At 64.4% G+C, this 24,802-nt stretch carries 25 protein-coding genes; 11 read left to right on the top strand and 14 right to left on the bottom strand.

The window, feature by feature from the left end; translation table 11 throughout:
- Window positions 1-131: 131 nt before the first annotated feature.
- Entirely contained in the window at window positions 132-482 is a 351-nt protein-coding gene (locus ACNEOT_RS01950; RefSeq protein ID WP_415971689.1) for a nuclear transport factor 2 family protein, read from the bottom strand.
- Window positions 483-589: 107 nt separating this feature from the next.
- Between ACNEOT_RS01950 and ACNEOT_RS01955 the strand changes: the two genes are divergently transcribed.
- Window positions 590-1,024: an MmcQ/YjbR family DNA-binding protein gene (locus ACNEOT_RS01955; RefSeq protein ID WP_415971690.1), complete on the top strand. Its 435-nt coding sequence runs from the start codon at window positions 590-592 to the stop codon at window positions 1,022-1,024.
- Window positions 1,015-1,905 (top strand): LysR family transcriptional regulator, encoded by an 891-nt coding sequence (locus ACNEOT_RS01960; RefSeq protein ID WP_415971692.1) that lies wholly within the window; start codon window positions 1,015-1,017, stop codon window positions 1,903-1,905. The genes ACNEOT_RS01955 and ACNEOT_RS01960 overlap by 10 nt, the downstream gene beginning before the upstream one ends.
- On the opposite strand, the gene ACNEOT_RS01965 is transcribed toward ACNEOT_RS01960, so the two are convergent.
- Genes ACNEOT_RS01965 through ACNEOT_RS01980 form a run of 4 tightly spaced genes read right to left on the bottom strand, consistent with a single transcriptional unit; the run spans window position 1,883 to window position 5,212 of the window.
- Complete coding sequence (locus tag ACNEOT_RS01965) at window positions 1,883-2,056, bottom strand: hypothetical protein (protein WP_415971693.1); 174 nt, start codon at window positions 2,054-2,056, stop codon at window positions 1,883-1,885. The genes ACNEOT_RS01960 and ACNEOT_RS01965 overlap by 23 nt on opposite strands.
- The gene (locus ACNEOT_RS01970; protein WP_415971695.1) at window positions 2,053-2,874 is read right to left on the bottom strand and encodes a carbohydrate ABC transporter permease; all 822 of its coding nucleotides are present in this window, start codon (window positions 2,872-2,874) and stop codon (window positions 2,053-2,055) included. The genes ACNEOT_RS01965 and ACNEOT_RS01970 overlap by 4 nt, the downstream gene beginning before the upstream one ends.
- Entirely contained in the window at window positions 2,871-3,917 is a 1,047-nt protein-coding gene (locus ACNEOT_RS01975; protein WP_415971697.1) for a carbohydrate ABC transporter permease, read from the bottom strand. The genes ACNEOT_RS01970 and ACNEOT_RS01975 overlap by 4 nt, the downstream gene beginning before the upstream one ends.
- A 14-nt stretch (window positions 3,918-3,931) precedes the next feature.
- A complete protein-coding gene (locus ACNEOT_RS01980; protein ID WP_415971699.1) occupies window positions 3,932-5,212 on the bottom strand; it encodes an ABC transporter substrate-binding protein in 1,281 nt (426 codons plus the stop codon).
- Window positions 5,213-5,400: 188 nt separating this feature from the next.
- Here ACNEOT_RS01980 and ACNEOT_RS01985 point away from each other — a divergent pair, with 188 nt between their 5' ends.
- Entirely contained in the window at window positions 5,401-6,219 is an 819-nt protein-coding gene (locus ACNEOT_RS01985; RefSeq protein ID WP_415971701.1) for a DUF2786 domain-containing protein, read from the top strand.
- Here ACNEOT_RS01985 and ACNEOT_RS01990 read toward each other — a convergent pair whose 3' ends face one another.
- The 6 genes from ACNEOT_RS01990 to ACNEOT_RS02015 all read right to left on the bottom strand — a co-directional run bounded on the left by ACNEOT_RS01990 (window position 6,220) and on the right by ACNEOT_RS02015 (window position 13,331).
- Window positions 6,220-7,032 (bottom strand): MerR family transcriptional regulator, encoded by an 813-nt coding sequence (locus tag ACNEOT_RS01990; protein ID WP_415971702.1) that lies wholly within the window; start codon window positions 7,030-7,032, stop codon window positions 6,220-6,222.
- A gap of 287 nt (window positions 7,033-7,319) precedes the next feature.
- Window positions 7,320-8,585, bottom strand: coding sequence for an MDR family MFS transporter (locus tag ACNEOT_RS01995; RefSeq protein ID WP_415971703.1), 1,266 nt, complete (start codon window positions 8,583-8,585; stop codon window positions 7,320-7,322).
- Window positions 8,582-10,342 carry an ABC transporter permease subunit gene (locus ACNEOT_RS02000; protein ID WP_415971705.1) on the bottom strand — a complete coding sequence of 587 codons (1,761 nt, stop codon included), beginning with the start codon at window positions 10,340-10,342 and terminating at the stop codon, window positions 8,582-8,584. Before ACNEOT_RS02000 ends, ACNEOT_RS01995 begins: the two co-directional genes overlap by 4 nt.
- Window positions 10,343-10,345: 3 nt before the next feature.
- Window positions 10,346-11,830, bottom strand: a complete 1,485-nt coding sequence (locus ACNEOT_RS02005; RefSeq protein WP_415971707.1) for an ABC transporter substrate-binding protein — start codon at window positions 11,828-11,830, stop codon at window positions 10,346-10,348.
- Between the two features lie 17 nt (window positions 11,831-11,847).
- Window positions 11,848-12,528: an ABC transporter ATP-binding protein gene (locus ACNEOT_RS02010; protein WP_415971709.1), complete on the bottom strand. Its 681-nt coding sequence runs from the start codon at window positions 12,526-12,528 to the stop codon at window positions 11,848-11,850.
- Between the two features lie 77 nt (window positions 12,529-12,605).
- Window positions 12,606-13,331 carry an ATP-binding cassette domain-containing protein gene (locus tag ACNEOT_RS02015; protein ID WP_415971710.1) on the bottom strand — a complete coding sequence of 242 codons (726 nt, stop codon included), beginning with the start codon at window positions 13,329-13,331 and terminating at the stop codon, window positions 12,606-12,608.
- A 92-nt stretch (window positions 13,332-13,423) separates the two neighbouring features.
- On the opposite strand from ACNEOT_RS02015, the gene ACNEOT_RS02020 reads away from it, so the two are divergent.
- From ACNEOT_RS02020 to ACNEOT_RS02045, 6 genes are all read left to right on the top strand, one after another.
- Window positions 13,424-13,933, top strand: coding sequence for a TIGR04338 family metallohydrolase (locus tag ACNEOT_RS02020; RefSeq protein ID WP_415971712.1), 510 nt, complete (start codon window positions 13,424-13,426; stop codon window positions 13,931-13,933).
- Window positions 13,934-13,985: 52 nt separating this feature from the next.
- Complete coding sequence (locus tag ACNEOT_RS02025; protein ID WP_415971713.1) at window positions 13,986-14,750, top strand: LLM class F420-dependent oxidoreductase; 765 nt, start codon at window positions 13,986-13,988, stop codon at window positions 14,748-14,750.
- An 86-nt stretch (window positions 14,751-14,836) separates the two neighbouring features.
- Window positions 14,837-16,645: an ABC transporter substrate-binding protein/permease gene (locus ACNEOT_RS02030; RefSeq protein WP_415971715.1), complete on the top strand. Its 1,809-nt coding sequence runs from the start codon at window positions 14,837-14,839 to the stop codon at window positions 16,643-16,645.
- Between the two features lies 1 nt (window position 16,646).
- Complete coding sequence (locus ACNEOT_RS02035) at window positions 16,647-17,393, top strand: amino acid ABC transporter ATP-binding protein (RefSeq protein WP_415971717.1); 747 nt, start codon at window positions 16,647-16,649, stop codon at window positions 17,391-17,393.
- Window positions 17,394-17,526: 133 nt separating this feature from the next.
- A complete protein-coding gene (locus ACNEOT_RS02040) occupies window positions 17,527-19,584 on the top strand; it encodes a PhoX family protein (RefSeq protein ID WP_415971718.1) in 2,058 nt (685 codons plus the stop codon).
- A 329-nt stretch (window positions 19,585-19,913) separates the two neighbouring features.
- Complete coding sequence (locus ACNEOT_RS02045) at window positions 19,914-20,600, top strand: thioesterase domain-containing protein (protein WP_415971719.1); 687 nt, start codon at window positions 19,914-19,916, stop codon at window positions 20,598-20,600.
- A 6-nt stretch (window positions 20,601-20,606) separates the two neighbouring features.
- Here ACNEOT_RS02045 and ggh read toward each other — a convergent pair whose 3' ends face one another.
- The gene (gene ggh, locus ACNEOT_RS02050; RefSeq protein ID WP_415971721.1) at window positions 20,607-21,944 is read right to left on the bottom strand and encodes a glucosylglycerate hydrolase; all 1,338 of its coding nucleotides are present in this window, start codon (window positions 21,942-21,944) and stop codon (window positions 20,607-20,609) included.
- A gap of 107 nt (window positions 21,945-22,051) precedes the next feature.
- Here ggh and ACNEOT_RS02055 point away from each other — a divergent pair, with 107 nt between their 5' ends.
- Together ACNEOT_RS02055 and ACNEOT_RS02060 are read left to right on the top strand one after the other, a co-directional pair.
- Window positions 22,052-22,567, top strand: coding sequence for a DinB family protein (locus ACNEOT_RS02055; protein WP_415971722.1), 516 nt, complete (start codon window positions 22,052-22,054; stop codon window positions 22,565-22,567).
- A 13-nt stretch (window positions 22,568-22,580) separates the two neighbouring features.
- Window positions 22,581-23,252, top strand: a complete 672-nt coding sequence (locus tag ACNEOT_RS02060; RefSeq protein WP_415971723.1) for an SDR family oxidoreductase — start codon at window positions 22,581-22,583, stop codon at window positions 23,250-23,252.
- Between the two features lie 177 nt (window positions 23,253-23,429).
- On the opposite strand, the gene ACNEOT_RS02065 is transcribed toward ACNEOT_RS02060, so the two are convergent.
- Both ACNEOT_RS02065 and ACNEOT_RS02070 read right to left on the bottom strand, forming a co-directional pair.
- Window positions 23,430-24,266, bottom strand: a complete 837-nt coding sequence (locus ACNEOT_RS02065) for a DNA-3-methyladenine glycosylase family protein (protein WP_415971725.1) — start codon at window positions 24,264-24,266, stop codon at window positions 23,430-23,432.
- Window positions 24,266-24,637, bottom strand: a complete 372-nt coding sequence (locus tag ACNEOT_RS02070) for a VOC family protein (RefSeq protein ID WP_415971727.1) — start codon at window positions 24,635-24,637, stop codon at window positions 24,266-24,268. The genes ACNEOT_RS02065 and ACNEOT_RS02070 overlap by 1 nt, the downstream gene beginning before the upstream one ends.
- Window positions 24,638-24,802: the final 165 nt, after the last annotated feature.

Genomic DNA, 24,802 nt, shown 5'->3' on the forward strand with positions numbered 1-24,802 from the left:
AGTGGTGCGGATAGATGCCCTCTGAGGCACTCGTCCGCACCACTGCGCTTTCCGCCCGTTGGTCCACTCAACGTGACATTGACCCCCGAAAAGGCCACCAAATGTCACATTGAGTACCGGCGGGCGTTCGGCTATCCGGCCGCGATGATGTCTCGCGGATCGAATGTCACTTTGATTTCCACAATTTTTCCGTCCTCGATGCGCTGCCAGTTGGCGGTGCTCGCGGGCGATGCGATGGACGTGTGCAGATCGAACCACGTCAGTACATTCGGACCGTCCACGAAGATGTGGGCGATGTCGATGTCGGTGACAATTTCCGACATTCCTTTCAATCCGGCCACACATTCTGCGCCGTTGGCCGCTGTGCCCAATGGTCCCCGGAATGTCGCGTCCTGGTGCAGGATCGACGCCAGAGTGTCGAAGTCCTTGCCCTTCCATGCCTCGAAGTAGGTTGCTGCAACTTCTTTCGGTGTCTGTGTCATGAATCGAGTCTCGAACGCGCCGAGTCAGAAGTCCAACAGTTGGTTCGGATGATCGCCAGAAGTTCTATTCATAGCCGCAGGTAGGGAACGCAGGTTATCGTGTGTCCGTGGCAATCGACCCCACCTCGAAGCATCCGGTCCTCGAACGTGTCCGGAAAATGGCGTTCGCCTACCCCGACGTGAGCGAGAAAATCTCCCACGGCAGGCCGACCTTTCGCACCGCCTCGGTATTCGTCTACTTCGGTGGTGGCGTCAAAGGCGGCGACCAGTACGACCTCTCGATCCTGGTCAAATGCGAGAGCGCCGAGGAGCAGCGAGCCTGCGAGCTCGAGCCCCGCTACTTCCACCCCGCCTACCTCGGGCCGTCGGGCTGGGTGGGATTCGACCTGTCCGATGCCCCCGACGACGGTGCCCCCGACGACGTCTGGGCCGAGGCCGCCGAGTTGATCGACTGTAGCTACCGCGTCACCGCTCCGAAACGCAGTGTTGCGCGACTCGACGCCGGCGAGGGTCCGAATCTGGGACTACAGCAATGGAATTGAGGCAACTGGAGTATTTCGTCGCGGTGGCCGAGGAGGCGAACTTCACGCGCGCCGCCGCCCGAGTGCACATCAGTCAATCCGGCGTCAGCGCGCAGATACGAGCCCTCGAACGCGAACTCGGTGCCGAGTTGATCGACAGATCAGGCGGCACAGCAACATTGACCACTGCGGGCCAGGCCGCGCTGACTCGAGCCCGTGCGACTCTGGCCGCCGCCGGGTCGGTTCGACAGTCCGTCGATGACGTTGCCGGACTCCTGCGCGGCTCGCTCCGCGTCGGGATGGTCACTGCCTGCACGGTTCCACAGCTGTTCGACGCGTTGGCGCGCTTCCATTCGGCGCATCCTGGCGTCGAACTCGCTCTGCACGAGGACAATTCGGATCGACTGGTGACCGACGTGCGTGCCGGAGAGCTCGATCTCGCACTCGTGGGAGTCGCAGCCCGACCCCCGGACGGACTGGAATCGATGGTGGTGATCGACGAACGGATAGTCGCGGCAGTTCCACCTGAGCATCCGCTGGCAGCTCACGAGAAGGCAACACTGGCACAGGTGTGCGAGCATTCGATCGTCGCCCTCCCACCGGGCACGGGAATTCGCACGGTGTTCGACCGAGACTGCGGTGGGGTAGGCCTGTCACCGTCGATCACGTTGCAGGCCAGCGCACCCGACGCAGTTGCCGACCTCGCTGCCCGCGGCCTCGGAGTCGCGATACTCAGTCAATCGATGGCAGGGTTCTACGACGATCGACTCGTTGCTGTGGAGCTCACGGACTCGCACACCGCCGCGCTGCTGGCCCTGGTGTGGCGGCCCACCATGAGCCCGGCGCTGACCGAATTGGTCACGCTGGCGACGCGCAGTTTCAGCGAATCTTCTTCACGGTGAACCACAGTGCGATCACGAGGCCGAGTAGTGCCAATGAGGGCAGTACACCGGGATCACCCCCGATGATCCCGGCGACGGCAACGATCAGAGCCACGAGCGCGAAGAATCCCAGAATGCCCGCCAGCAACTGAAGGTGATCCTGAGCCGTCACGACTTGACGCCACCTGCAGTGAGGCCGGAGATGATGCGGCGCTGGAACAGCAGCACCATGATCACCAACGGGATCGCAACGATGGTGCCCGCGGCCATGATCGCGGCATACGGCACTACCAGCGGATCGTTGCCGGTGAACCGCGCGATGGCCACGGTAACCGGTTCCGTCTTGTCACTCGAGAGCTGACTGGCCAGCAGGTACTCGTTCACCGCAGCGATGAATGCGAGGATCGCGGTGGTGAACAATGCAGGTGCGGCAAGCGGGAGCATCACCAGGCGGAATGCCTGGAAGCGTCCGGCACCGTCGATCCGCGCGGCTTCTTCGAGTTCCCAGGGCAATTCGGCGAAGAACGCAGCCAGCGTATAGATCGTCAGCGGCAGCACGAACGAGATGTTCGGGATGACCATGGCCTGATAGCTGCCGATCCACCCGATGTTGGTGAAGAACTGGAACAGCGGGGTCACCAGCGCAACGACCGGGAACATCGAGGCTCCCAGGATGATCCCCGTCACCACGTACTTGAAACGAAAGTCGATGCGCGAGAGAGCATACGCTGTGAAGATGCCGATGATCAGCGCGATCAGCGTCGTCGCTCCGCCGACGATGAGGCTGTTGCCCACGGCCCGCAGGAAGTTGTTGCCGTTGGCAGTCGACAAAGCATTGTCGAAGTTCTCCCACGTGACATGGGTCGGCCATGGCGTCGTGTCGAAGGTGTAGCGCGGGTCGCGGAATGCGGTGACGACCATCCAGTAGAACGGTGCCAGGCCCCAGACGAGGATGACGACGACACCGAGATAGATGCGGGCCTGCTTCATCGACCGGCCCCCTTACGCTGATTCTCCTGAGTGGCAACGGCATTGGCACCGAGAAACTTCACCAGGATGAACGCCACGATGAAGATCATGACGAACGAGATGGTCGACAAGGACGCAGCGCTGTTGAAACCCTGCCGGATCTGATCCACCACCAAGATCGAGATGGTTCGCGTGGCGGGATTACCCTCGGTGAGGATGGCGGGCAGGTCGTACATGCGCAGTGCGTCCATGGTGCGGAACAGAATTGCCACCATCAACGCGGGCTTGACCAGTGGCAGCGTGATCTTGGTGAAACGCTGCCAGGCCGACGCCCCGTCGACGCGGGCAGCCTCGTAGACGTCGGCGGGAATCATCTGCAAACCGGCCAGAATCAGCAGCGCCATGAACGGCGTCGTCTTCCACACATCGGCGATGATCACCGCGAAACGAGCGGGCCAGGCGTCACCGGTCCACAGAATGTTCGTTCCGAGAATGCGATTGGCGATACCGTCGTACGCGAAGATGAAGTACCAGAGCTTGGCCGTGACCGCCGTCGGGATAGCCCAGGGGATCAGGATCGCGGCGCGCAGCAGGGCGCGTCCGGCAAAGGTCTTGCCCATGATGACGGCCATCGCGAAACCGATGACCACCTCGATGGACACCGTCACGACCGTGAAGAACGCGGTGTTACCGACGGCGCCCCAGAACTGCGAACCGAGCGTCCCCGGCGGGCAGGGCACCGACGTGCCCGACGCCGAGGTGCATTGCTGCAGGATCCAGTGCGTGTAGTTGTCGAAGCCGGCAGATCCACCGGTGACGAACATGCCGGTGGCGGGATCGAGACCGGGATCCTTGGAGAAGGACATCACCAGGGCTCGGATCACCGGGTAGACGATGACGATCGCGAGGATCACCATCGTCGGTGCGATCAACAGCCAGGCTCGACCCTGCGTCAGGCCGAACCGCTTGTTCTTGGACCGCACATGCCGACCGCGGCCGGGGGACGAGCCCCCGGCCGCGGCGGTTGTGGCGGCCCCACTGGTCACACCAGCAGGTACAGCCATTGGTTCTCCCGAAATCAGTTGGCGCCGGCGGTTTCGATACCGGCCTGCATGTCCGTGATCGCCTGGTCGACGCTCTTCTCACCCTTGATGGCGGCAGAGACGTTGTCCTGCACGGCCTTCGAGACGGCCGGGTAGAACGGGGTGACGGGACGCGGAACGGCGTTCTCGATGGATGCCTTCAATGCGGGAAGGTACGGCATCGCGGCGATCAGTGCGGGATCGTCGTACAGCGACGAGAGCACGGGCGGCAAAGCACCCTCGGCGATGATGCGCTGCGCCTTCTCGCCCTGCATGAAGCGCAGGAAGTCCGCTGCAGTGGCCTTGTTCTCGGAGTACGCGCTGATCGCGGCGTTGTATCCGCCGAGCGTCGAGGTGCCGACGCCGGTGACTCCGGGAAGCGGTGCGACCGCGTACTTGCCGACCACAGCCGAACCTTCTTCTGCGGCGGTGCCGTAGACGTACGGCCAGTTGCGCAGGAACAGTGTCTTTCCGTCCTGGAACGCCTGCTGGCTGTCGGACTCTTTGAACGTGGTGTCCTGGGCCGGGATGACGCCGGTTTCGAACGCGGTGACCAAAGTCTGCAGTCCGGCCTTGGCTTCCGGGCTGTTGACGGTGGGGGTCTTGCCGTCTTCGCCGACGATCGATCCGCCGTGCGCGTTGATGATTTCCGACGCGTTTGCCGTCAGACCCTCGTAAGGCGCGAACTGCCCTGCGTAGCAGTCGATGTTGTTGTCGCGGGCGACCTGGCAGTCCTCGGTGAGCTCGGCCCAGGTGGTGGGCGCTTCGGGGAGCAGATCACTGCGGTAGTAGAGCAGTCCGCCGTTGGTGTTCTTCGGTGCGGCGTACTGCTTGCCGTTGTACGTCGCGCTCGCGACGGTCGCGGGCAGAACGCCTGCGTTGTCGAGTGCGAATTCACCCTCGAGCGGCACGAGCCAGCCCTTGGCCGCGAACTCGGCGGTCCAGACGACGTCGAGTGCCATCACGTCGTAGTCGCTCTGCTGTGCCTGGAGTTGCTGGACGAAGTCGTCGTGGGCCTGATCGGCGTCGGCGGACTGTTCCTTGAAGGTGACCTGCTCTTCGGGGTGGCTGGAGTTCCACTCCGAGACGATCTGCTGGACGACACCGGTCTCGGTGGTGTCCTGGCCCTCTACATAGGTGATAGGCCCACGGCCGTCGGCATTTTCGGATGCAGCACCCGAATCGCCGCTCGAACCGCTGTCGCTCGAACATCCGGTGAGCGTCAGCAGCGTGGCTGCTGTCGCAACCACTGCCACCTTCGTGATCAAAGACGCCATTGTTTTCTCCACTTACTTCTACGCGGTGGTATGCGCCCGGAGATGGGCACGCAGAATCGTGCTGTGATGCTCCCCCGACACATATGTCGATGGGTACTGTGGCACACAACTCACCGCGCAGGGGTCATTATCGAGTTCCTGAATCGGTCAACCCGGACGTGTCGGAGGTGCCCGGTACCCTTTCGCTCATGAGTTCGGACAAGATGCTGACGCGAATCGGCGGATTGCTGCGTCAGGCGGAGTCCACCGACAACCCCCATGAGGCCGAGGCATTCATGGAGGCAGCTCAGCGTTTGGCGACGTCGGCATCGGTGGATCTGGCGGTGGCTCGTTCGCACAGTGCGTCCCGGGAACGGCAGGCGACGCCGAGCCAGAAGGTGATCCCCATCGGTGAACCGGGTAAGCGCGGACTCAAGACGTACGTACACCTGTTCGTGTCCATCGCGCACGCCAACGACGTCCAGTGCGATGTGTCTCGATCGTCGACGCAGGTGTTCGCCTACGGTTTCGACTCCGACATCGAGACCACCGAGGCCCTGTACTCGTCCCTGCTGATTCAGATGGTGCGAGCATCGGACGCGTACATCAAATCCGGTGCCTACAAGTCCGAGACGGCGATCCGAACCGTCACCGAGATCAAGAACCGCCGGCGCTACACCCGGCGTGAGGAAGTACCCGTCGCAGCCGTGACGGCACGGCTGAACTTCCAGACCGCATTCGCGTCGCGCATCGGCCAACGGCTTGCGCAGGTGAAGAAGGACACCGAGGCCACAGCCATCGAGCAAGAGCAACAGGGCGCTGGGACGGCGCTGGTGTTGCGCAACAAGGAGATCGAGCTCCGCGACTACTACCGGCAGACATCAACGGCGCGTGGACACTGGCGTGGCCAGAGCGCGAATGCCGGATACTCCGAGGGTGCACGCAAGGCCGGGGATCGAGCGGGGCGAAACGCGAAGATCGGCGGGCATGCCGAGATCGACGGCGCGAGCAGGCAGCTGGGTCGCTGACTACTGTTTTCGCGGCGAGGCCGCGAACACCGGCCACCCGATTTCGGTGCGCCAGAGCGTCGGATTCTCGGTATCACGCGGGCCGACGGTGTAGACTTCGCGCACCGGCCCGGCGATCTTCAGCCCGTTGGTCTCCACGTACACCCCCAGTGCGCCGTAGGTGACGTCGATGTCGTCGTGCGGCCCGAGATGGACCGTCACCGCGAGTTCGGTGGGTTGTAGCGTCATCGGCCGAATTCTGTTGCTGGACGGCGCAGTTGCAGTCGGCACGTAGACCGTCATGGTGCCGCGCCCCTCGGTGAACAGTTCGTTGTCGTACAGCCCACCCGCAGGGCCCGCCGGTTCCATCACGGCTGCGTCGATCTCGGCCATTGCCGCGCTGTACCAGTCGAGCACGTCGGAGGCGTCCACCATCTCGGAAATTGCTGCGACAGAGCATTGCTCGGTGAGAACGCGTTCGACTTCGATGGTGGGCGGAACCGGATCCAACAACCGGCGCAGAGCCGTCACCGCTGATCGAGTGTCGTCCAACTGCCGCTCCAGGCGGGTGAGATGTTCGCTGATCAGTCGGGCTCGGGCGTCGGGATCCGGTGTGCTCACGATCGACCGCACATCACGCTCCGGCATCTGCATACTGCGGAACCGCCTGATGATCTGCGCCGTCGCGACCTGATCCGTTGCGTAGTAACGGTAGCCGGAACAGTCGTCGACGGTCGCGGGCTCGAGCAAACCCGACTCGTGATAGCGCCGCAGGGTCTTCACCGACAGGTGCGTGATCCGGGAGAACTCACCGATCGTCAGCAATCCGTTCATGTCGACATTCTCACCCCTCCCGGTGGGGGAGAGTCGACGCTGGCGTGTAGTCGGGTCCGCCGCAAACGCGAGCGCATTCGCCAGGTACGCGCGGAATAGCCCCGGAATCCGACGCGAATCTGCTCGCGTATGACAAACGCGCGCGCGTTTGCGGGGAATGGGGGCGGCGGAGAACGCGGGGCGCGGCGGGGAATGGGGGCGGCGGAGAACGGGGCGCGGCGGAGAACGCCGGGCGGCGGGAAGAAGCCGACGTGCGGTCGGTCGGGGCCGTCGAAACCGAAGCAGCCTCAGTCCAGGCGCGCCAGCACCACGCGCAGACCGACGACGCTGGCGATGGGAAACAGTGCGGCGACCAGCCACGGGATGGCTGCGCCCCAGCCGGTGTCGGGGGAGGCGTCGATCACCGCTCCCACTGCGATCGAGCCGATGAGCACTCCGATGCCCCCGAGTGAGGCCATGAAGCCGTAGTACGAGCCGAGACGGCGTTCTGCCGCCATGAGCGGCACCAGATCCCTGGCCTGTGGCATAGCGATCATCTGACCCAGTGCCAGCAGCAGCACGAACAACGCGGCCGGAATCAGTCCGATCAGGCCCGTCAGCTCCAGTGGAGCGAGGACCGCGACGAGGACGAACGAGACTGCCATGACGGCGAATCCGATCGGCAGCGTGATGCGCGGAGATACCGCGGCGACGCGTCGGGTGATGGGTAATTGCGTCGTGACGACGAGTATCGCGGAGAGGGCGAAGAACCAGCCGAGTACCGTCTGCGATCCCCAGGCGCGTTCGACTTCGAGGGGAAGCAGTAGATACAGCTGGTTGTAGGCCACTAGTTGTGCGCTCATCGCGACGGCGAAGAGTACGAAGGTTCGGTTGCGGATCACGTCGGTCCAGCCCGACAGCCACGGATCGTCGCGATGTTCGCCCGGCTCGCGGGGCAACCACGTGATGTGTGCGGCGATGACGAGAACGAAAATGCCTGCGGCCGTGAGGCAAGCGATCCGGAAGTCGGCCAACAGCAACAAAGACCCGATCAGCGGGCCGGTGAACGAGCCGATCTGATTGCACACCGACAGCAGAGCGAAGGTCTGCACGCGAGTGGCGCCACCGCTGCGTTCGCTCTTACCGGCTTCGACGGCGATCGCGGATTCCACTGCGGGAGAGAACAATGCGGCCGCAAAGCCGACCAGGACCGTCGCGGCCACGACACCAGCGAGAGAATCGAAGGCAGCGAGGCCCAGGAATCCCAGAACTCGTAGGACACAACCGACGAGAACCACCGGTTTGATGCCCCACCGATCGGCCAGTGTGCCGCCCACGAAGAACAGGCCCTGCTGAGAGAACGTTCGGATTCCGAGCACCACTCCGACGAGGGCGGCCCCGAGCCCGAGGTCACTCGTCAGGTGCACCGACAGATACGGCAACACCATGAAAAAGCCGATGTTGAAGGTCATCTGGGTCAGGACCAGCAATCGCACGGTGGGCGTCGCACGCCCCAGATCGACGAGGAACGACCACCGCCACCGCGTCGGCGATCGGTCGATTCCGGTGCTCATGTACTGCGTCCTCCTGCGTCGGCCGTCTCGATGACGGTACCGGTTGTCTGTGTCGTTCTCACCCGCCCCGATGTGGCACTGGCGACGGACACCGCGAGGACGGCCAGAGCGATCAACGACGCCAACGGTGCTGCCGCAACCCACGGTGCTCGCTCGACGGCACCTACTCCGTCGGAGAGGATCAGTCCCCAGTCCGCGGTGGGCGGTTGTGGTCCGAGCCCGAGGAATCCGAGGGCGGCGAGCGCGAGCGCGACTCCGGGAAGTCGAATCATGGCGTGCCGCAGTACTGCCGGCAGCACGCCGGGAACGATGGAGCCGAACAGTATTCGACCGTTACCGGCACCGAGGGTGGGCAGGATGGAGATGTAGGGCTGTGCTCGCGCCTCGTCGACGAGTGCGGCGGTGTGCGCGGCGAGCGGTGCCCACGTCACGATCAGCACGGCCACCGCGGCACCGCCGGCGCTCGGACCCCAGATCGCGGCGATGAGGATGCCGGTGACGACGGGTGGGGCGGCATTGGTGACCTCGACGAGTCCTCGGGTCGCCCGGGGGACCAAGCCCAGCAGCACCCCGACGACCAGGGCCGCTAGCGTGACCGCCAACGACAATCCGATCGACCGCAAGGCTCCGTCCGCTACTCGGGCCAGCAGGTCGCGGCCGGAGGCGTCGGTTCCGAAGGGAAACGCCGACGACGGGGAAGCGAACTTCTCACGAGTGGTGATCTGGCCGTCCCGAGGCAGACCCACCGACACCATGACCGCCAGAAGCGATGCGGCACCGATCGGGACGATCCACCGGCGCGGTGACGGATGGAACACTCCGGCAGGGATCGGCATCGCCTTCTCGTGCAGTGCGCTGCCGAGCAGCAACCGGCGCACGAGCTCTGCGGCGATACCGAGTGCCGCGCTGACGGCCAGCAGCAGCAGGATGTCGATCTGTAGGGCGGGCAGGTCCTGCGACTGGGCGTCACCGAGAGTCGAACGCCCCAATCCCGGTATCGCAAACACCTTTTCGACGGCCACTGCACCGCCCGTCATCGCGACCATGATCAAGCCGACCTGTGACGCGAGACCGGGGACAGCGCGGCGCAGCACAGCGAGAGCGATCTGTGGCCGGGAGAATCCAGCCACAGTCCAGGTGGTGACCCATCCTTCGGTGAAGGTGACGGCCACCGCGTCGGCAAGCAGGCGTCCGATCAATCCACCTGCCGGAAGCCCCAGTGCCAGTGCGGGTAACACCGCGTACTCCGGTCCGTTCCAGCCGTAGGCCGGGAACGACAACCACACTGCTCCGAAAACCACGAGCACCGAGGCGAGCAGAAACTCCGGCAGCGACGTCAGGGCAGCCGCAATGCTTCCACCGGTACGTTTCGGCGTGCCACGCAGACCCGCCCGCATGCTGGGCACCACGACGAGGGACGCCGTGACGAGTGCGACGACCATTGCGAAACCCATCAGGGTCAGGGAGACGGTCAGCGCGTCGAGTGCGCCGGGCAGCACGGGTTTGCCGGTGTTCCAGGAGTTTCCGGGGTTGCCCGACGCGATGCCGGTGAGCCAGTTCCAGAAGGTTCGTAGTGGCCCGGCGTCGAGACCCAGATCGCTGCGGATCGCCGCAAGGGCCTCGGGGGTTGCCTCTTGCTCGGCCGAGCGTGCCCGCAGAATGCTCAGTGCGGGATCTCGGTCGGACAACCACGGCAGCATGCCGACGAGAAGTACGACCCCCGCCACCGCGAGCAGCCGTGAGACAGTCGTTCTCACCGCCTACTCGAACGCGGTCTGGTTGGTGATCAAGGTGCGCTCACGTGGATCGCGGGCCACGCCGGTCACGCCCTCGGACTCGCCCTGGATGACGCGTTCGTGCAGCAGCGGTACCGCCGCGTCCTTGTCGAGGATCAGCTTCTCGGCGTCGAGAACGGCGGCGCGACGCTCATCTCCCGGCTCGGTGGCAGCGGCGTCGGCCAGCGCCGCGTCGACCTGCGGGTCGCAGAACTGCGAGATGTTGAACGATCCTTCGCAAGCGAAGTCGGAGTACATGTATGCGGCCGGGTCACCGGAGTCGAGGACGGTGGCGCGGGAAAGGATGAACGCATCGAAAGCACCGGCAAGAGCGTCGGTTTCGATGAACTGGTACTCACGAACCACCTGTTCGACCACGAAGCCCTTGGCCTCGAGCTCCTGCTGCAGCAGCACGGCGACCTCGGGGAGCTCGGCCCGATCCGTGAAGGTGGCGAGGGTGATCTTCTTGCCTGCGGGATCGCCCGCCGGTGCCTCGGTGCGCGCCGGACGGTCGGCAGCCCATGGCAGGGCCGGGCCGAGTAGCCCGTTCGCGGCGTCGGCGCGGCCCTCGTACACCTGCTCGACCAGACGGTTGCGGTCGATCGACTCGCGCGCGGCAGCGCGCATGGCCGGGTCGGCGAAGGCCCCGGACGCGGTGTTCAGGTACAGGGTGTTGGTACGCGGCATCGGCACCTCGTGCACCAGTGCCTGGTCGACGTTGGCAGCCTGCGATACCGGAATCGCCTCCACCACATCGGCGGTGCCGTTACGCAGTGCCGCGGCGCGGGCCGTACCGTCGGGCACGAAGTCGACGTCGATGCCGGAGATCTTGGCCGGCTCACCCCAGTAGTCGTCGTTACGGTCGAGGGTGGCAGTGGACGTTCCGTTCACTGCCTTCAGCACGAAGGGCCCGGTGCCGGTTCCGATCGGGTTGCTACCGCCTGTCGAGTACGCCTCGGGTGCCAAAATGGCCAACTGTGGACTCGACAGCCGCTGCGGTACAAGTGGATCCACGTCAGCGGTGGTTACCGACACACTGTCGGCGTCGGTCGCGGTCACCGTCATCTCGACGCCGTCGAGAATGCGCGGTTTGGGTGCCGACTGTGTTGCGGCTGTCAGCGCGGTGGCGACGGCCGCCGCATCGAGCGGGGCCCCGTTGTGGAATGTGACGTCGGGCCGGACGTCGAAGTTCCAGGTTCGGTCGTCGACGCGGTTCCACGCGGTGGCCAGACCCGGCTCGGCCTCGCCGAGATCGTCGAGAACGATCAACGTCTCGGCCGTGGACCAGCGCGAGAGCTTGAAGGCGTCGTCACTGAACTGGGACAGCCCCGACCGGGGCGGCTGCAGCATCGCGACGCGAACGCGGCCCTCCGTATCCTCGGACGATGCCGCGGTGGAGGAAAAACACCCGGTGAGCGTCAACGTGCCCACTGCTGCAAGCGCGCCTACCCGAAACATGTTGCTGGTCAATGTAACTCCTGTAGTTCTTAGGTGAGCCGGGGGACGGCATCGATCAAATTTCGGGTGTGCTCGTGCTCGGGCCGGGTCAGAACTGCTCGAACAGAGCCTGTTTCGACAATGCGACCCCGGTGCATGACCGCGACGTCGGTGCAGAGCCGGGCAACAGCCGACAGGTCGTGGCTGACGATCAGCAATGCACCCGGTACGCCGGCCAGGACGGAGAGCACCTGTTCTCGCAGGTCGGGATCGAGTCCACTGACCGGCTCGTCCGCCAACAGATACTGGGGCGCGCACGCTACGGCGCGGGCAATGGCAACGCGTTGCTTCTGCCCGCCGGACAGCTCGGCCGGGCGGCGAGCCAGGAATTGCGCATCGAGCCCGACGGCCGACAACGCACTGCTCGCCATGGCGCGGTGATCACCCTCGACGCCGAGCAGTCGTAGCGGCGTTGCGACCAGGTCGAGGACACTGCGGCGCGGGTCGAGGCTCGTCGCCGGATCCTGCGGAATGTACTGCACTCGACGGCGAAACCACCGCAACGATCGAGCCGATCCGGGGCGGACGGGCTGCCCGTCGAGGGTGATCCTTCCGCCACTGGGAGCATCGACGGCCAGCAGCAGGCGCAGCAATGTCGTTTTTCCTGAACCGGATTCGCCGACCAGACCGATCCGCCCGGCCGGCGGTACAGCGAATGTGACTGCATCCAAGGCGGTATGGGACGTGCCATGTCGGTCGTACTGTCGTGTGACGGCCGTGGCCTCCACACCGGCCGGTTCTCCCACAGTCACAGCGCGACCAGCTGACGGAACGGATCCGCCGCCCGAGCCACCTCGATCATCTGCCGTGTGCGATCCGATCGCGGGCTCTTCAGTACGCCTGCCGTGGAACCGGATTCGATGATGCGTCCGGAATCCAGAACGAGCAGATGGTCGCACAATTGCGTGGCCACCGCGATGTCATGGGTGATCAGCAGCAGCGACGGTACCTCTCGCAGCGCGTCGAGCACACGCGCCTGACTCAACACGTCGAGTGCGGTGGTCGGTTCGTCGGCTATCACCAGCGAGCTCTCCCGAGCCAATGCCAATGCGATGCAGACGCGTTGACGCTGACCGCCCGAGAGTTCGAGTGGGTGAGATGCCAGGATGCGGGCCGTGTCGTGCAGTCCCACTCGCGCCAGCAGCGCGGCTGCGTCGGGAGTGCGCAGTTGCCCGCCGACGGTGACCATCGGGTTCAGCGCGGTCGCGGAATCCTGGAAGACCATCGCCGGACGCGCGGAGCGAGGCCGACGCGGTGTCGGAACTCCGGCGACGTCGTGACCGTCGACGACGATCCGGCCGGAGCAGGTGATGCCCGGCGGCAGCGCTCCGACGAGCGCGGAAGCGATGGAGGACTTGCCCGATCCCGAGGCACCCAGCAGGCCCACGCGTCGACCTGCTGGGATCTCGAACGAGATGCCGTCGACGAGGCGGGTGCGTCCGGCGTCGATGCAGAGGTCATCGACGACGAGCACAGGATCTCCTCACAAAGTGGGAACGACTTCGACAATCGTTGTCGATAGAACACTAGGGGAGTCCGCAGGCCAACACAAATTAGGCTGGCCGGATGAGCAGGCCGAGAGATACGCAGCGGTCGGCCGTGTACGACGCCGAACAGATGGTGCGGATCATGTTCGATCGAGCCGAGGAGCGCGACAACCGCGTCGTCGAGGTGCTGGGCTCACAGCTGACCCTGCCCGTCGAGCGCAAGTTCGCCTCGCTCGCATCGGTGCAGACGTACGTCGACGCGGTGCTGGCATTGGACTGGGTGCCGGCCACCTGGCCCGACGCCGGCCGGACGGTGACCGTGCGGGCCAGGTCCGGATCGGCCGCCGCCCATTACGAATCGGACACCGCGACCGTTGCCGTGCCGCTGCATCGGGGAAATCGGGCATGGGCGTTGCGGGAGCTGGTGGTGTTGCACGAACTGGCGCACCACTTCGCCGACGAGAACGAGCAGCAGCACGGCGGCGCATTCGTCGACCGCTACATCACCCTCGTCGGCGAGATCATCGGCTCCGAAGCGGGGTTCGTGCTGCGGGCGATGATGGCCGAGAACGGCGTCCGCATCGGCTAGTGCCGCCGAGGTGCATCATGGAAGACGCAGCCCACACGACGAGGAGACGTACATGACCGTCAAGATCGGTGTTCAGCTTCAGCCCCAGCACGCGCCCGACTACCAGTTGATCCGCGACGCGGTGTTGCGCTCGGAAGATGCGGGCGTCGACATCGTGTTCAACTGGGACCACTTCTATCCGCTGTACGGCGACCTCGACGGTGCGCACTTCGAGTGCTGGACGATGCTGGGTGCCTGGGCCGAGCAGACGTCGAACGTCGAGATCGGCGCTCTCGTCACCGGTGGCGGTTACCGCAATCCGGATCTGTTGGCAGATATGGCGCGGACCGTCGACCACATCAGTGGAGGCCGCCTGATCCTCGGCATCGGAGCCGGTTGGAACGAGAAGGACTACGACAACTTCGGCTACGAATTCGGCACGGCCGGTTCGCGTCTGGCGTTGCTGAAGGAGAGTCTGGCCAGAATCCGACACCGCCTCGACGTCGGAAACCCGGCCCCCACCCGCGACATTCCGATTCTCATCGGCGGCGGGGGCGAGAAGAAGACGCTCAAGCTGGTGGCCGAGTACGCGCACATCTGGCACAGCTTCGCCGACCTCGACGCGCTGAAGCGCAAGTCCGAGATCCTCGCCGAACACGGCACCACTGTCGGGCGCGACACCTCCGGCATCACCCGCTCGGTCTCGTGGCCGGGAGCAGAGACAGCCCAGGACTTCGTCGACGCCGGAGCCACTCTGTTCACCGTCGGCACCGGCGGCCCGGATTACGACCTCACCGAACTGAATGCGGCCATCGCGTGGCGGGACGCACACAAGTAGAGACACGTCACGGCAGTTCGTTGAGCGAAACCCTTGCGCGTGGCGCGTTTGGGTGAGTGGGCCCTGGTCCGCTTAGGCTTTTCTTCATGGTTGCCGTACGCGCTTCACGCGCGCTCGTGGTTCTCGTTCTCGGGCTGTTGATGGCTCTCACGCTCGCCGCGTGTGGAACATCCTCATCCGATGATCAGGCGGCAGCAGGTCCGACCGACCTGTGCGCCCCTCCCGGAGTCGACAGCGCGTCGTCCACCCCGACGAACTTCGACGCCGCAGCAGCAGCTGCGACGGAGGACAAGTACACGACTGCGAACGTCACTCCGCTGGATCGGATCGACACGAACGCGCTGGGATTGGCGACGCCGGGAGTTCTGACCGTCGGCACCCTGTCCGACGCCCCGCCGAGCATCTGCTTGGATTCGGCCGGCCAGTACACCGGATACGACAACGAGTTGTTGAAGGCCATCGCCGCGAAGCTCGGTCTGCAGATCAACTTCTCGGGCACCGAGTTCTCGGGTCTGCTCGCGCAGGTTGCCGGCCGCCGCTTCGACGTCGGGTCGTCCTCGATCACGACGACCGACGAGCGACGCAACACCGTCGGGTTCACCAACGGTTACGACTTCGGGTACTTCTCCCTCGTTGCGACGACCGGCGGTCCGATCACCAAGTTCGAGGATCTGAACGCGGACACCAGGATCGGCGTGGTGCAGGGCACCGTGCAGGACGACTACGTGGTGAACACGCTCGGCCTCGATCCGGTGAAGTTCCCCGATTACAACACCGCGTACGCGAACCTGAAGACCGGTCAGATCGACGCGTGGGTCGCCCCGTCGCAGCAGGCCGAGGGACTGGTGAAGCCCGAGGACGGCACGGCGATCACCCAGAACACGTTCTCGCTGAACAACTTCGTCGGTTGGGCTGTCGCACGCGAGAACCAACCGCTGATCGATGCCCTCAATTCCGGTCTCGACGCCGTGATCGCCGACGGCACCTGGGCCTCGCTGTACTCCAACTGGGTACCTCGCGAACTTCCCGAGGGTTTCAAGCCGGGCAGCAAGGCTGCTCCCGCTCCCGAGCTACCGGACTTCGCCGCAATCGCGGCACAGAACGACGCAAATGCTCCCGAAGCCGTTGCCGTGCAACCGAAATCGACACTGGCGCAGTTGGGAGATACATTCTTCGACTGGTCGCTGTACAAGTCGGCCATCCCCGACCTGTTCAAGGTGGGCCTGCCGAACACGCTGATTCTGGCGTTGGCGTCGGGCATCATCGGTACGGTCCTGGGGATGCTGCTGGCCCTGGCCGGGCTCTCGCGTACCCGCTGGCTCCGGTGGCCGGCACGCATCTACACCGACATCTTCCGGGGACTTCCCGCGGTGGTCATCATCCTGATCATCGGACTCGGTATCGGACCGGTGGTGCAGGGTCTGACCGGCGGAAACCCGTATTGGCTCGGCGCTGCGGCACTCTCGCTACTCGCCGCGGCGTACATCGGTGAGATCTTCCGATCCGGCATCCAGAGCGTCGAAGCCGGACAAATGGAAGCTGCACGGGCGCTGGGCTTCAGCCGTCGTCGATCGATGAATCTGGTGGTCGTCCCGCAGGGTGTCAGACGCGTCCTGCCTGCACTGATGAACCAGTTCATCTCGCTGATCAAGGACTCGTCGCTGATCTACTTCCTCGGACTGCTCGCCACCCAACGCGAGCTGTTCGCCGTCGGACGAGATCTCAACGCACAGACCGGAAATCTCTCACCGCTCGTCGCGGCCGGACTGTTCTACCTGGTGCTCACAGTGCCGCTCACCCATCTCGTGAACTACATCGACAAGCGACTGCGCACCGGCAAGGCCGAGCAGACGCTGGACCCGGTCGAGCAGGCCATCGTCGTGGAAAGAGGCTGACATGACTTCCGTTTCCCAGCAACGCAGTGTGTCGCTGACAGGCAAGGACATCCACCTGTCCTTCGGTAACAACAAGGTGCTGCGTGGAGTGAGCATCGACGTCCCGGCCGGCACGACCACGACGGTCATCGGCCCTTCGGGCTCGGGCAAATCCACGCTCTTGCGCGCCCTCAATCGACTGCACGAGCCCGAACAGGGCGACATCTTGCTCGACGGCAAATCGGTGCTGAAGGACAACCCGGACGAACTGCGTCAACGCATCGGCATGGTGTTCCAGCAGTTCAACCTGTTCCCGCACAAGAGCGTTGCCGACAATATCGCTCTCGGACCACACAAGTTGCTCGGCCTGTCCAAGGAAGCGGCCCGCGCGGCCGCGATGGACCAACTCGAATTGGTCGGCCTCGCCAACAAGGCGGACTCGCGTCCGGGCAACCTCTCCGGCGGCCAGCAGCAGCGCGTCGCCATCGCCCGAGCACTCGCCATGAAGCCCGAGGTGATGTTCTTCGACGAGGCGACCTCCGCTCTCGACCCGGAGTTGGTCAAGGGTGTGCTGGCGCTCATGGCCGACCTCGCCAAGGGCGGAATGACGATGGTCGTGGTGACCCACGAAATGGGCTTCGCGCGGTCGGTGTCGAACAAGGTGTTGTTCATGGATCACGGCAGCGCCGTCGAAACCGGAACGCCGGAGCAGTTGTTCGACGATCCGCACACCGATCGACTGAGGACGTTCCTCTCGCAGGTGCTGTAGCAGTGGTGTGGACGAGTGCCACAGGAGGCACTTGTCCACACCACTGCCGGAGGCACGTTAGGGCAACCTCGTTGTCCGCAACTTCACCTGAACGTTCCTTTACTTTCGCTTTTGGGTGACAGCGTGCCGTCTCATGAAGCCACTACCCTTGTTCGCGGTTCACGACGGAAGCTCCAAGCGATCAGCATTGACGTGCAAGTACAAGTGCGGGGATGCGTGTTTCCACGAGGTTCCCAACACTTCGAAGGGTGAGTACTTCGGCGACATCGTCAAGACCGCGATGTCGCGGCGCGGTGTGATCAAGGGCGGTGCCATGGCAGTGCTCGCCGTGGGCGCGGGTAGCGCTCTCGCGGCGTGCTCGACCGACGAGCCGGCCACCACCGGAAGCGGAACCTCGAGCACGTCCGGTGCAGATACCCCACCCGTCGACGGCGTGGATTTCGTTGCGGTGGAACCGAACACCGAAGACGCCGTCGTGATACCCGAGGGCTACGAGCAGGGAATCGTCATCCGCTGGGGCGACGCGGTCGTCGCAGGTGCCCCGGCGTTCGACTTCGACCGTCAGACCGGTGCCGCACAAGCGATGCAGTTCGGGTTCAACAACGACTTCGCCGGCCTGCTGCCGATCGAGGGCACGCCCAACGCGCACCTGTTGGTGGTCAACCACGAGTACAGCACCGAGCCGGCCATGTTCAAGGGCTACGACGCCGAGAACCCCACCCGTGAACAGTTCGACGTCGCCATTGCCGCGCACGGACTCTCCGTGGTGCAGGTTCAGGGTGAGTCGGGCACCGGCAAGCTGACCCCCGCGATGGGTCAGTACAACCGCCGCATCACCGGCAGCACCGAGTTCGTCGTCACCGGCCCTGCCGCAGGCAGCGAATTCCTCAAGACGAGCGTCGATCCCACCGGCACGAAGGTGTTCGGCACGTTCAACAACTGCTCGGGTGGCCTCACGCCGTGGGGAACCGTCCTCTCCGGCGAAGAGAACTTCAACCAGTACTTCGCCAATGCCGAAACCGTCACGGATCCTGTTGTGGCCGAGCGACTCTCGCGCTACGGCATCGAGGGTGGCGCCAGCGAGCGCAAATGGGAACGCTTCGACAAGCGTTTCGATCTTGCTCAGGAGCCCAACGAGCCCAACCGGTTCGGGTACATCGTCGAGGTCAACCCGTGGGATCCGCAGTCGGCTCCGATCAAGCACACCGCGCTGGGACGCTTCAAGCACGAAGCTGCCACCATCTACATCACCGACGACGGCACCGTCGTCGCCTACAGCGGCGACGACGAGCGCTTCGACTACATGTACAAGTTCGTCTCGACCCGCAAGATGATGCCTGGCACCGGTGCGGCCGCGATGCGCAACAACCTGACGCTGTTGGACGCGGGCACGCTGTACGTCGCGACCCTCACCGGCGACACCCCCGACGCGATCGACGGCTCGGGAACCCTGCCGTCCAACGGTGAATTCCGTGGCACCGGCAAGTGGATCCCCTTGCTCGAAACCGGCGAGGACGGCCGGGGCAAGTCCCTGGTCGACGGCATGTCCGCCGAAGAGGTCGCAGTGTTCACCCGTCAGGCAGGCGACAAGGTGGGCGCGACCAAGATGGACCGCCCGGAGGACTTCGAGCCCAACCCGGTGACCGGCAAGGTCTACGTTGCGCTGACGAACAACTCCAACCGCGGAACCGAGGGCAAGGCTGCCGCCGACGAAGCCAACCCTCGCAACAAGAACAAGAACGGACAGGTCCTCGAACTCGACGACGAGCACGCGGGCACGTCCTTCACCTGGAACCTGCTGCTGGTCTGCGGTGACCCGAAGGAAGCCGACACCTACTTCGGCGGGTTCGACAAGAGCCAGGTCAGCCCCATCTCGTGCCCCGACAACCTCGCGTTCGACTCCAAGGGCAACCTGTGGGTCTCCACCGACGGCAATGCACTCGACTCCAACGACGGCCTGTTCGCCGTGGTGCTCGACGGCGCGCGTCGCGGTGAGACCCGCCAGTTCCTGACGGTTCCCGCGGGCGGCGAGACCTGCGGTCCGATCGTCTCCGACGAGCGCGTCATGGTTTGCGTACAGCACCCGGGCGAGAGCGACGACGCCACTGCCGATGCACCGATCTCGCATTGGCCCGACGGCGGCGACACCCAGCCGCGACCCTCCGTGGTCGCAGTCTGGAAATCGGCGTAGCAACTACGTTCGTGCAGTGAAACCCGGCGGCACCCCTGGTCGACACAATCGGCCACGGGTGCCGTCGGTCGTTCATTGCAGATGGGCTCGAACCCAAACCAGTGCACGGGTCACGGCGAGTTCGGTTCTTTGACCCGCGTTCCCGGTATCGGTGTACGAAACCGGGCATTCGATGGTGAACATTCACTAATGCGTTCTGTCCACAGACGTGGTTGAGTCGTCGGTAATGAGACGTGGGTAACACTCACGCTGCCGACGGCGACATACCCAGAGTCGGCATCAACAAACCATGCAAACACGAATTACATCTCTTGGCTCGGAGGCGCACCATGACTGTCGTGAACGATCTCTCGAATCTGGCTTTCACGGAACTCGACCCATCCAACTATGCGGTGCCGACCATCGCGCCGATCCGAACCACCGGTCACCTCGACCCCGTGTTCTGCATTCACCCGTTGGTGGGTCTGGTGGATTGCTACGCAGGTCTGGCAGCCCACGTCGACGACGACCGTCCCGTCTACGGCGTCCAGGTGTCCGCCTCCGGTGAGCGCGCGGAGTCCCTCCCGGCCCTGGCAGCGCAGTATGCCGACGACATCGTTCGCGTCCGGACCACCGGCGCCGTCCACCTCCTGGGCATGTCGTTCGGTGGAGTTCTCGCCCACGCCATCGCCGTCGAGCTGCAGAGCCGCGGGATTACCGTCGGAGCGCTGACGCTGCTCGACAGCGACCCCGTCCGTGCCCGCGCCGAGGGCGCAGACCTCCTGGGTTCCATGGGTGACGACATCGATCGCAGCCACGTCGAAGAACTGCTGGCCGTCGCATCGCACAACGACGAACTCGTCCAGCGACACCTGCCCGGCATCTACTTCGGCGACATCCTCGCGGTCTCGTCGGTGGGATCCGACTCCGGTTCGCCGTGGCATCCCTTCGTCTGCGGCACCGTCGCCAAGTACCTGGTGCCCGACGCCACCTCGTTCGACGTCGTCGGACCGTTGGTAGAGAGCTACCTCAGCTGAATTTCGCTACCCCAGCCAATCCAGCACCGCAGCAGCCGTCCAGGATTGCTGCATGCTGCCGAGCGGCTTGCCGGTGAACGGCTCGTAGTACTCGGCAAAGCTGCCGTCGCTGGCCTGACGCAGTCCCTCGTCCCGTAACGACAGTGACCGCTCCGACCAACCGCGGCGCGCGAACGCCCACGAGAACAACCATGTCATCACCGGCCACACCGGCCCACGCCAGTACTCGCGAGCGCGAAAATCCTTGGACACCGGGGACGTCGACGGCGGAACCGCGTACCGCAGATCCGGATGTCCGCAGAACCTGGTTCCCTCGAAGATGCGAAGAAGGTTGCGCTCCTGTTCGCGAGGCAACCCACCGCACAGCAGCGGCGCGAACATCGCGATGGTCTCGGTGCCGATCCACTGACCAGTTCGCAGGTCGAAGTCACGAGCCCCGCCGGAGCGAGCGTCCGTCGTCGCAACGACGCCCTTGCGGAACTTCTCCGCCCACGACCGCAGCTCGCGAACGTCGGCGTTCGGACGTGAATGGTCCTCCCCGATGGTCGCGAGTACGTCACATGCCACCGCAAAGATGGCGCTGACGAACACGTCCTCGACTGCGAAGCTCATCTTGGTCTTCAGTGCGTCGTCGTCGTACCCGACCTGCTTCATCTCCTCCACCAGCCAGATGTAGCGGTCGTATTCGAGATTGCTGGGCCGTTGGGAGGCGTCGGTGATAACGGCCTTGTCCTCGCGGAAATACGGATCCATTTCTCCGGGAACCACATTGGCGTAGGCCGAATCCCACCGCGGCGAGTTGTCCATTCCCGATTCCCAGCCGTGGAACAGCGCGATGCGTCCGTTGTCGTCGACGTCGCGGGCCTGGGCGAGCCAACGATGCCACCGCACCAGGTCACCCCAGCGGCGATCGAGGAACTCCTCGGCAACGGCACGCGTCGTACGTCCGTGACGCTTGGAATGATCGAGAATGCGCTGGACCGCAATTGCGTGAACCGGCGGCTGGGTGATCCCCGAGGTCTGCGGGCTCATCGGTGCGTGCGAAGCGAGAGTTCCGGTAGCCCAGCGAGCCGGTCCGGGAAAGTACCCGTCCACCCCGTTGGCGAAGACGATGTGCGGGATCATTCCGTTCTTCCACTGCGCCGAGAGCAAAGTGTCCATCTCCACCACGGCGCGTTCAACGCTCAGCGGAGCGAGTCCGACGGACACGAATGCCGCGTCCCAACTCCACATGTGCGGGTACAGCCGCGGGGCGGCACTGGTCATGGTGCCCAGGTCGTTGCCCCTGAGCAGATATGCTGCGCGCGCCGCCAGCTGCGTGGAAGTGAAACCTCGATCGCCCATGCAGATAGTTTGCGTCCGTGGGCGAGATTCTGCTCGGTTGACATCGAGGACCGAACCTGTCCGCATCTATTCCTAATGTGGGCGTCACCAGCCAACAGGAGGACACGATGACCACAGAGAACGCCGACATCGCGAATATGCTCGCCGAGCAGCGCGCCAACTTCCTCATCACCGTCCGCGGCATCAACGAGGAGCAGGCACGCACCCGAACCACCGCGAGCGAACTGACCCTCGGCGGGCTGCTGCACCACGTCGTCAACAACGAACGGCACTGGATGAAGGTGATCGCCGACCTGGACGCGACGGCCGAGTTCGACATGGCCTCCGCCGGCGGCGAATACCTGATGGCGGACGACGACACCGTTGCAGGCCTGGTCGCCGAATGGGAACAGGTGGCGGACGCAACCTCGGCTGCGCTGGAAACCTTGGACCTCGACCTTTCCGTTCCAGTCCCGACGGCACCTTGGGCACCCGAACGCATCTGGCAGAGCGCACGATTCACGGTGTTGCACATCCTGCGGGAAATATCCCAGCACGCCGGACATGCCGACATCATTCGCGAGGAACTCGACGGCGCGAACACCACCCGGACCTGGGCCTCCGAAGCGGGAATGAGCTTCTAGCTAACCTGGCTTCATGACTCGTACTGCGTTGGTGACCGGAGCAAGCCGAGGGCTCGGTGCCCATATCGCTCGACTGCTCGCCCCCGATCATCACGTCCTCCTCGGCGGACGGTCGGCCGAATCGCTCGCATCCATCGCGTCCGAGTTGGACGGGTCGACGCCATGGCCCGTGGAACTGACCGATCCCGACGCGGTGGCGGCGGCCGCGTCGGGTATCGATTCTTTGGATGTGTTGGTGCACAACGCGGGAGTTGCGGCGCTGGGAACGGTCGAGGAGTCGACGGCGGAGGATTGGCGTCGACAGTACGAGGTGAACGTCATCGCCGTCGTCGAGCTGACTCGGTTGCTGCTTCCTGCGCTACGTAAGGCGAACGGGCATGTGGTGCTGATCAATTCGGGTGCCGGCATTCGCGCGAACCCGGGTTGGGGCGGGTACGCGGCCAGCAAGTTCGCGCTGCGCGCCTTCGGAGATGCCCTGCGACTGGAGGAGCCGTCGTTGCGCGTCACCTCGGTACATCCTGGACGCATCGACACCGACATGCAGCAGGAAATCGTCGCGCACGAGGGTGGGGAATACGACGGCTCGAAGTTCCTGCAGCCCAGCACCGTTGCTCGTGCGGTGCGGAACGCAATCGATACCCCTGCCGATGCGCATCCGACGGAACTGGTGCTACGCACCAGGTGAACGGCAGCTGCATTCAGTTCTGCCGGTGGCCGGGGTGGAGGGTTCCCAGCAGCAGTATTCTCTCGAACGGTGCACTGCCGGAGACCCGAAAGATCGCGGGTCGAAACGGACTGCGGTATTCGTACCACCCGGCCTCACCGGAAGTCACGAAATCCGCATTCGCGGAATCGATTTCGCCTACTCCGACGCAGCTGCGCGCAACAGAAGTCCGACCCAACTTCGGTACGGCCGCCACTGCTCAGCGACACCCGCGACGTCGTCGGTGTCGTAGAACTGTCGAATGGCCGCTGTCATTCGCTTCTCGTGTCGTGGCAACGCGTCGGGAACACCGACGCCGCGGATCATGATCAGTTCCGCCGAGAAGGGCCCGATTCCCGCCAGCTCTTGCAGCTCGGCAATGGCGTCGTCGTAGGACTGTGCCCGTAGATGGTCACGGCTGAGGAGTCCACTCGACGCCGCTGAACCGAGCTGCCGTAGTTGTTCGGTCTTTGGGTCGGTCAGACCCTTGAATCCCGACTCGAGCTGTTCCAGGCGCGCGGGAGCGGGAAACGCGCCGAGGACGCCGAGTTTGTCGCCGAGGCGTTGTTTGATCCCTGCGGCCTGGCTCATCCGGATGCGATGACCGATGATGCACCAAGCTGCCGCTTCGTACGGGGTGTAGAACAACACCGGCCGCAGCCCAGGGAAACGCGCGTGCATGCTCGCGACCACCGGGTCGTTCGATGCTGTACCGGCGAATCCGGACCCATCGACATCCGCGCACAGGATGCGTTCGACGTCCCGACGAACGAGGTCGGCGAGATCTCCGGACACCGAACCCACGATCTCCCCGTGGACTGTGCGTCCGATCTGGCGGAGGTGAACGCCGACAGTGGTCCACTCGCCGTCCACTGCCCACGCGAACGCCATCGATCCACCGGACTCATCGATGGTTGTTCCCGGAAACCCCATGGCGAACGATGCGGAGGCGTCGAGGCGGAACTGCTGGTCGACCGTGATCGTGAACTCGTGCATCAGCTGTTGTGGATCGTGACCGCGTATCCCTCGGGATCGCGGAAGACGAAGGTGCGGCCGAACGGTCCGTCGAACGGCGGCGTCAGGATGGGGACATCCCCGGCTGCCAGCCGATCGTGGAGACCGTCTGCATCGTCACAGGCGAGCCACAGCGCAACGCCCAAACCTGGCTGCCCGGAATCGAGTTCGGTTCCCGGCAGTGGCTCTCGCACTGCAAACGCGATCGGTGAGGTGGTGAACACGACGGCACCGGGAGGAGAATTCGGTGCCCGGACCAGCCCGAGCTTTTCTTCGTAGAACGCTGCAGCGCTGTCGACATCGCTGACCTGAAGGGCGAGGAAGCTGGGTCCGGAAACAGTCGGTGTTGGCATGGGGATCCTTTCGTTACTCGTCAAGATCTTGACGTGAGACCAATGTATGTCAAGTTCTTGACATCGGTCAAGCCAATGTTCGAGTTGCGATCGAATCCGCGCCGAAGTGCTACCCATGGCACCGGACCGACGACAGCGGCCGGTGCCCATCCGACAAGTGTCGGA

Source organism: Rhodococcus sp. 077-4, assembly GCF_047782425.1.
Classification (GTDB): domain Bacteria; phylum Actinomycetota; class Actinomycetes; order Mycobacteriales; family Mycobacteriaceae; genus Rhodococcoides.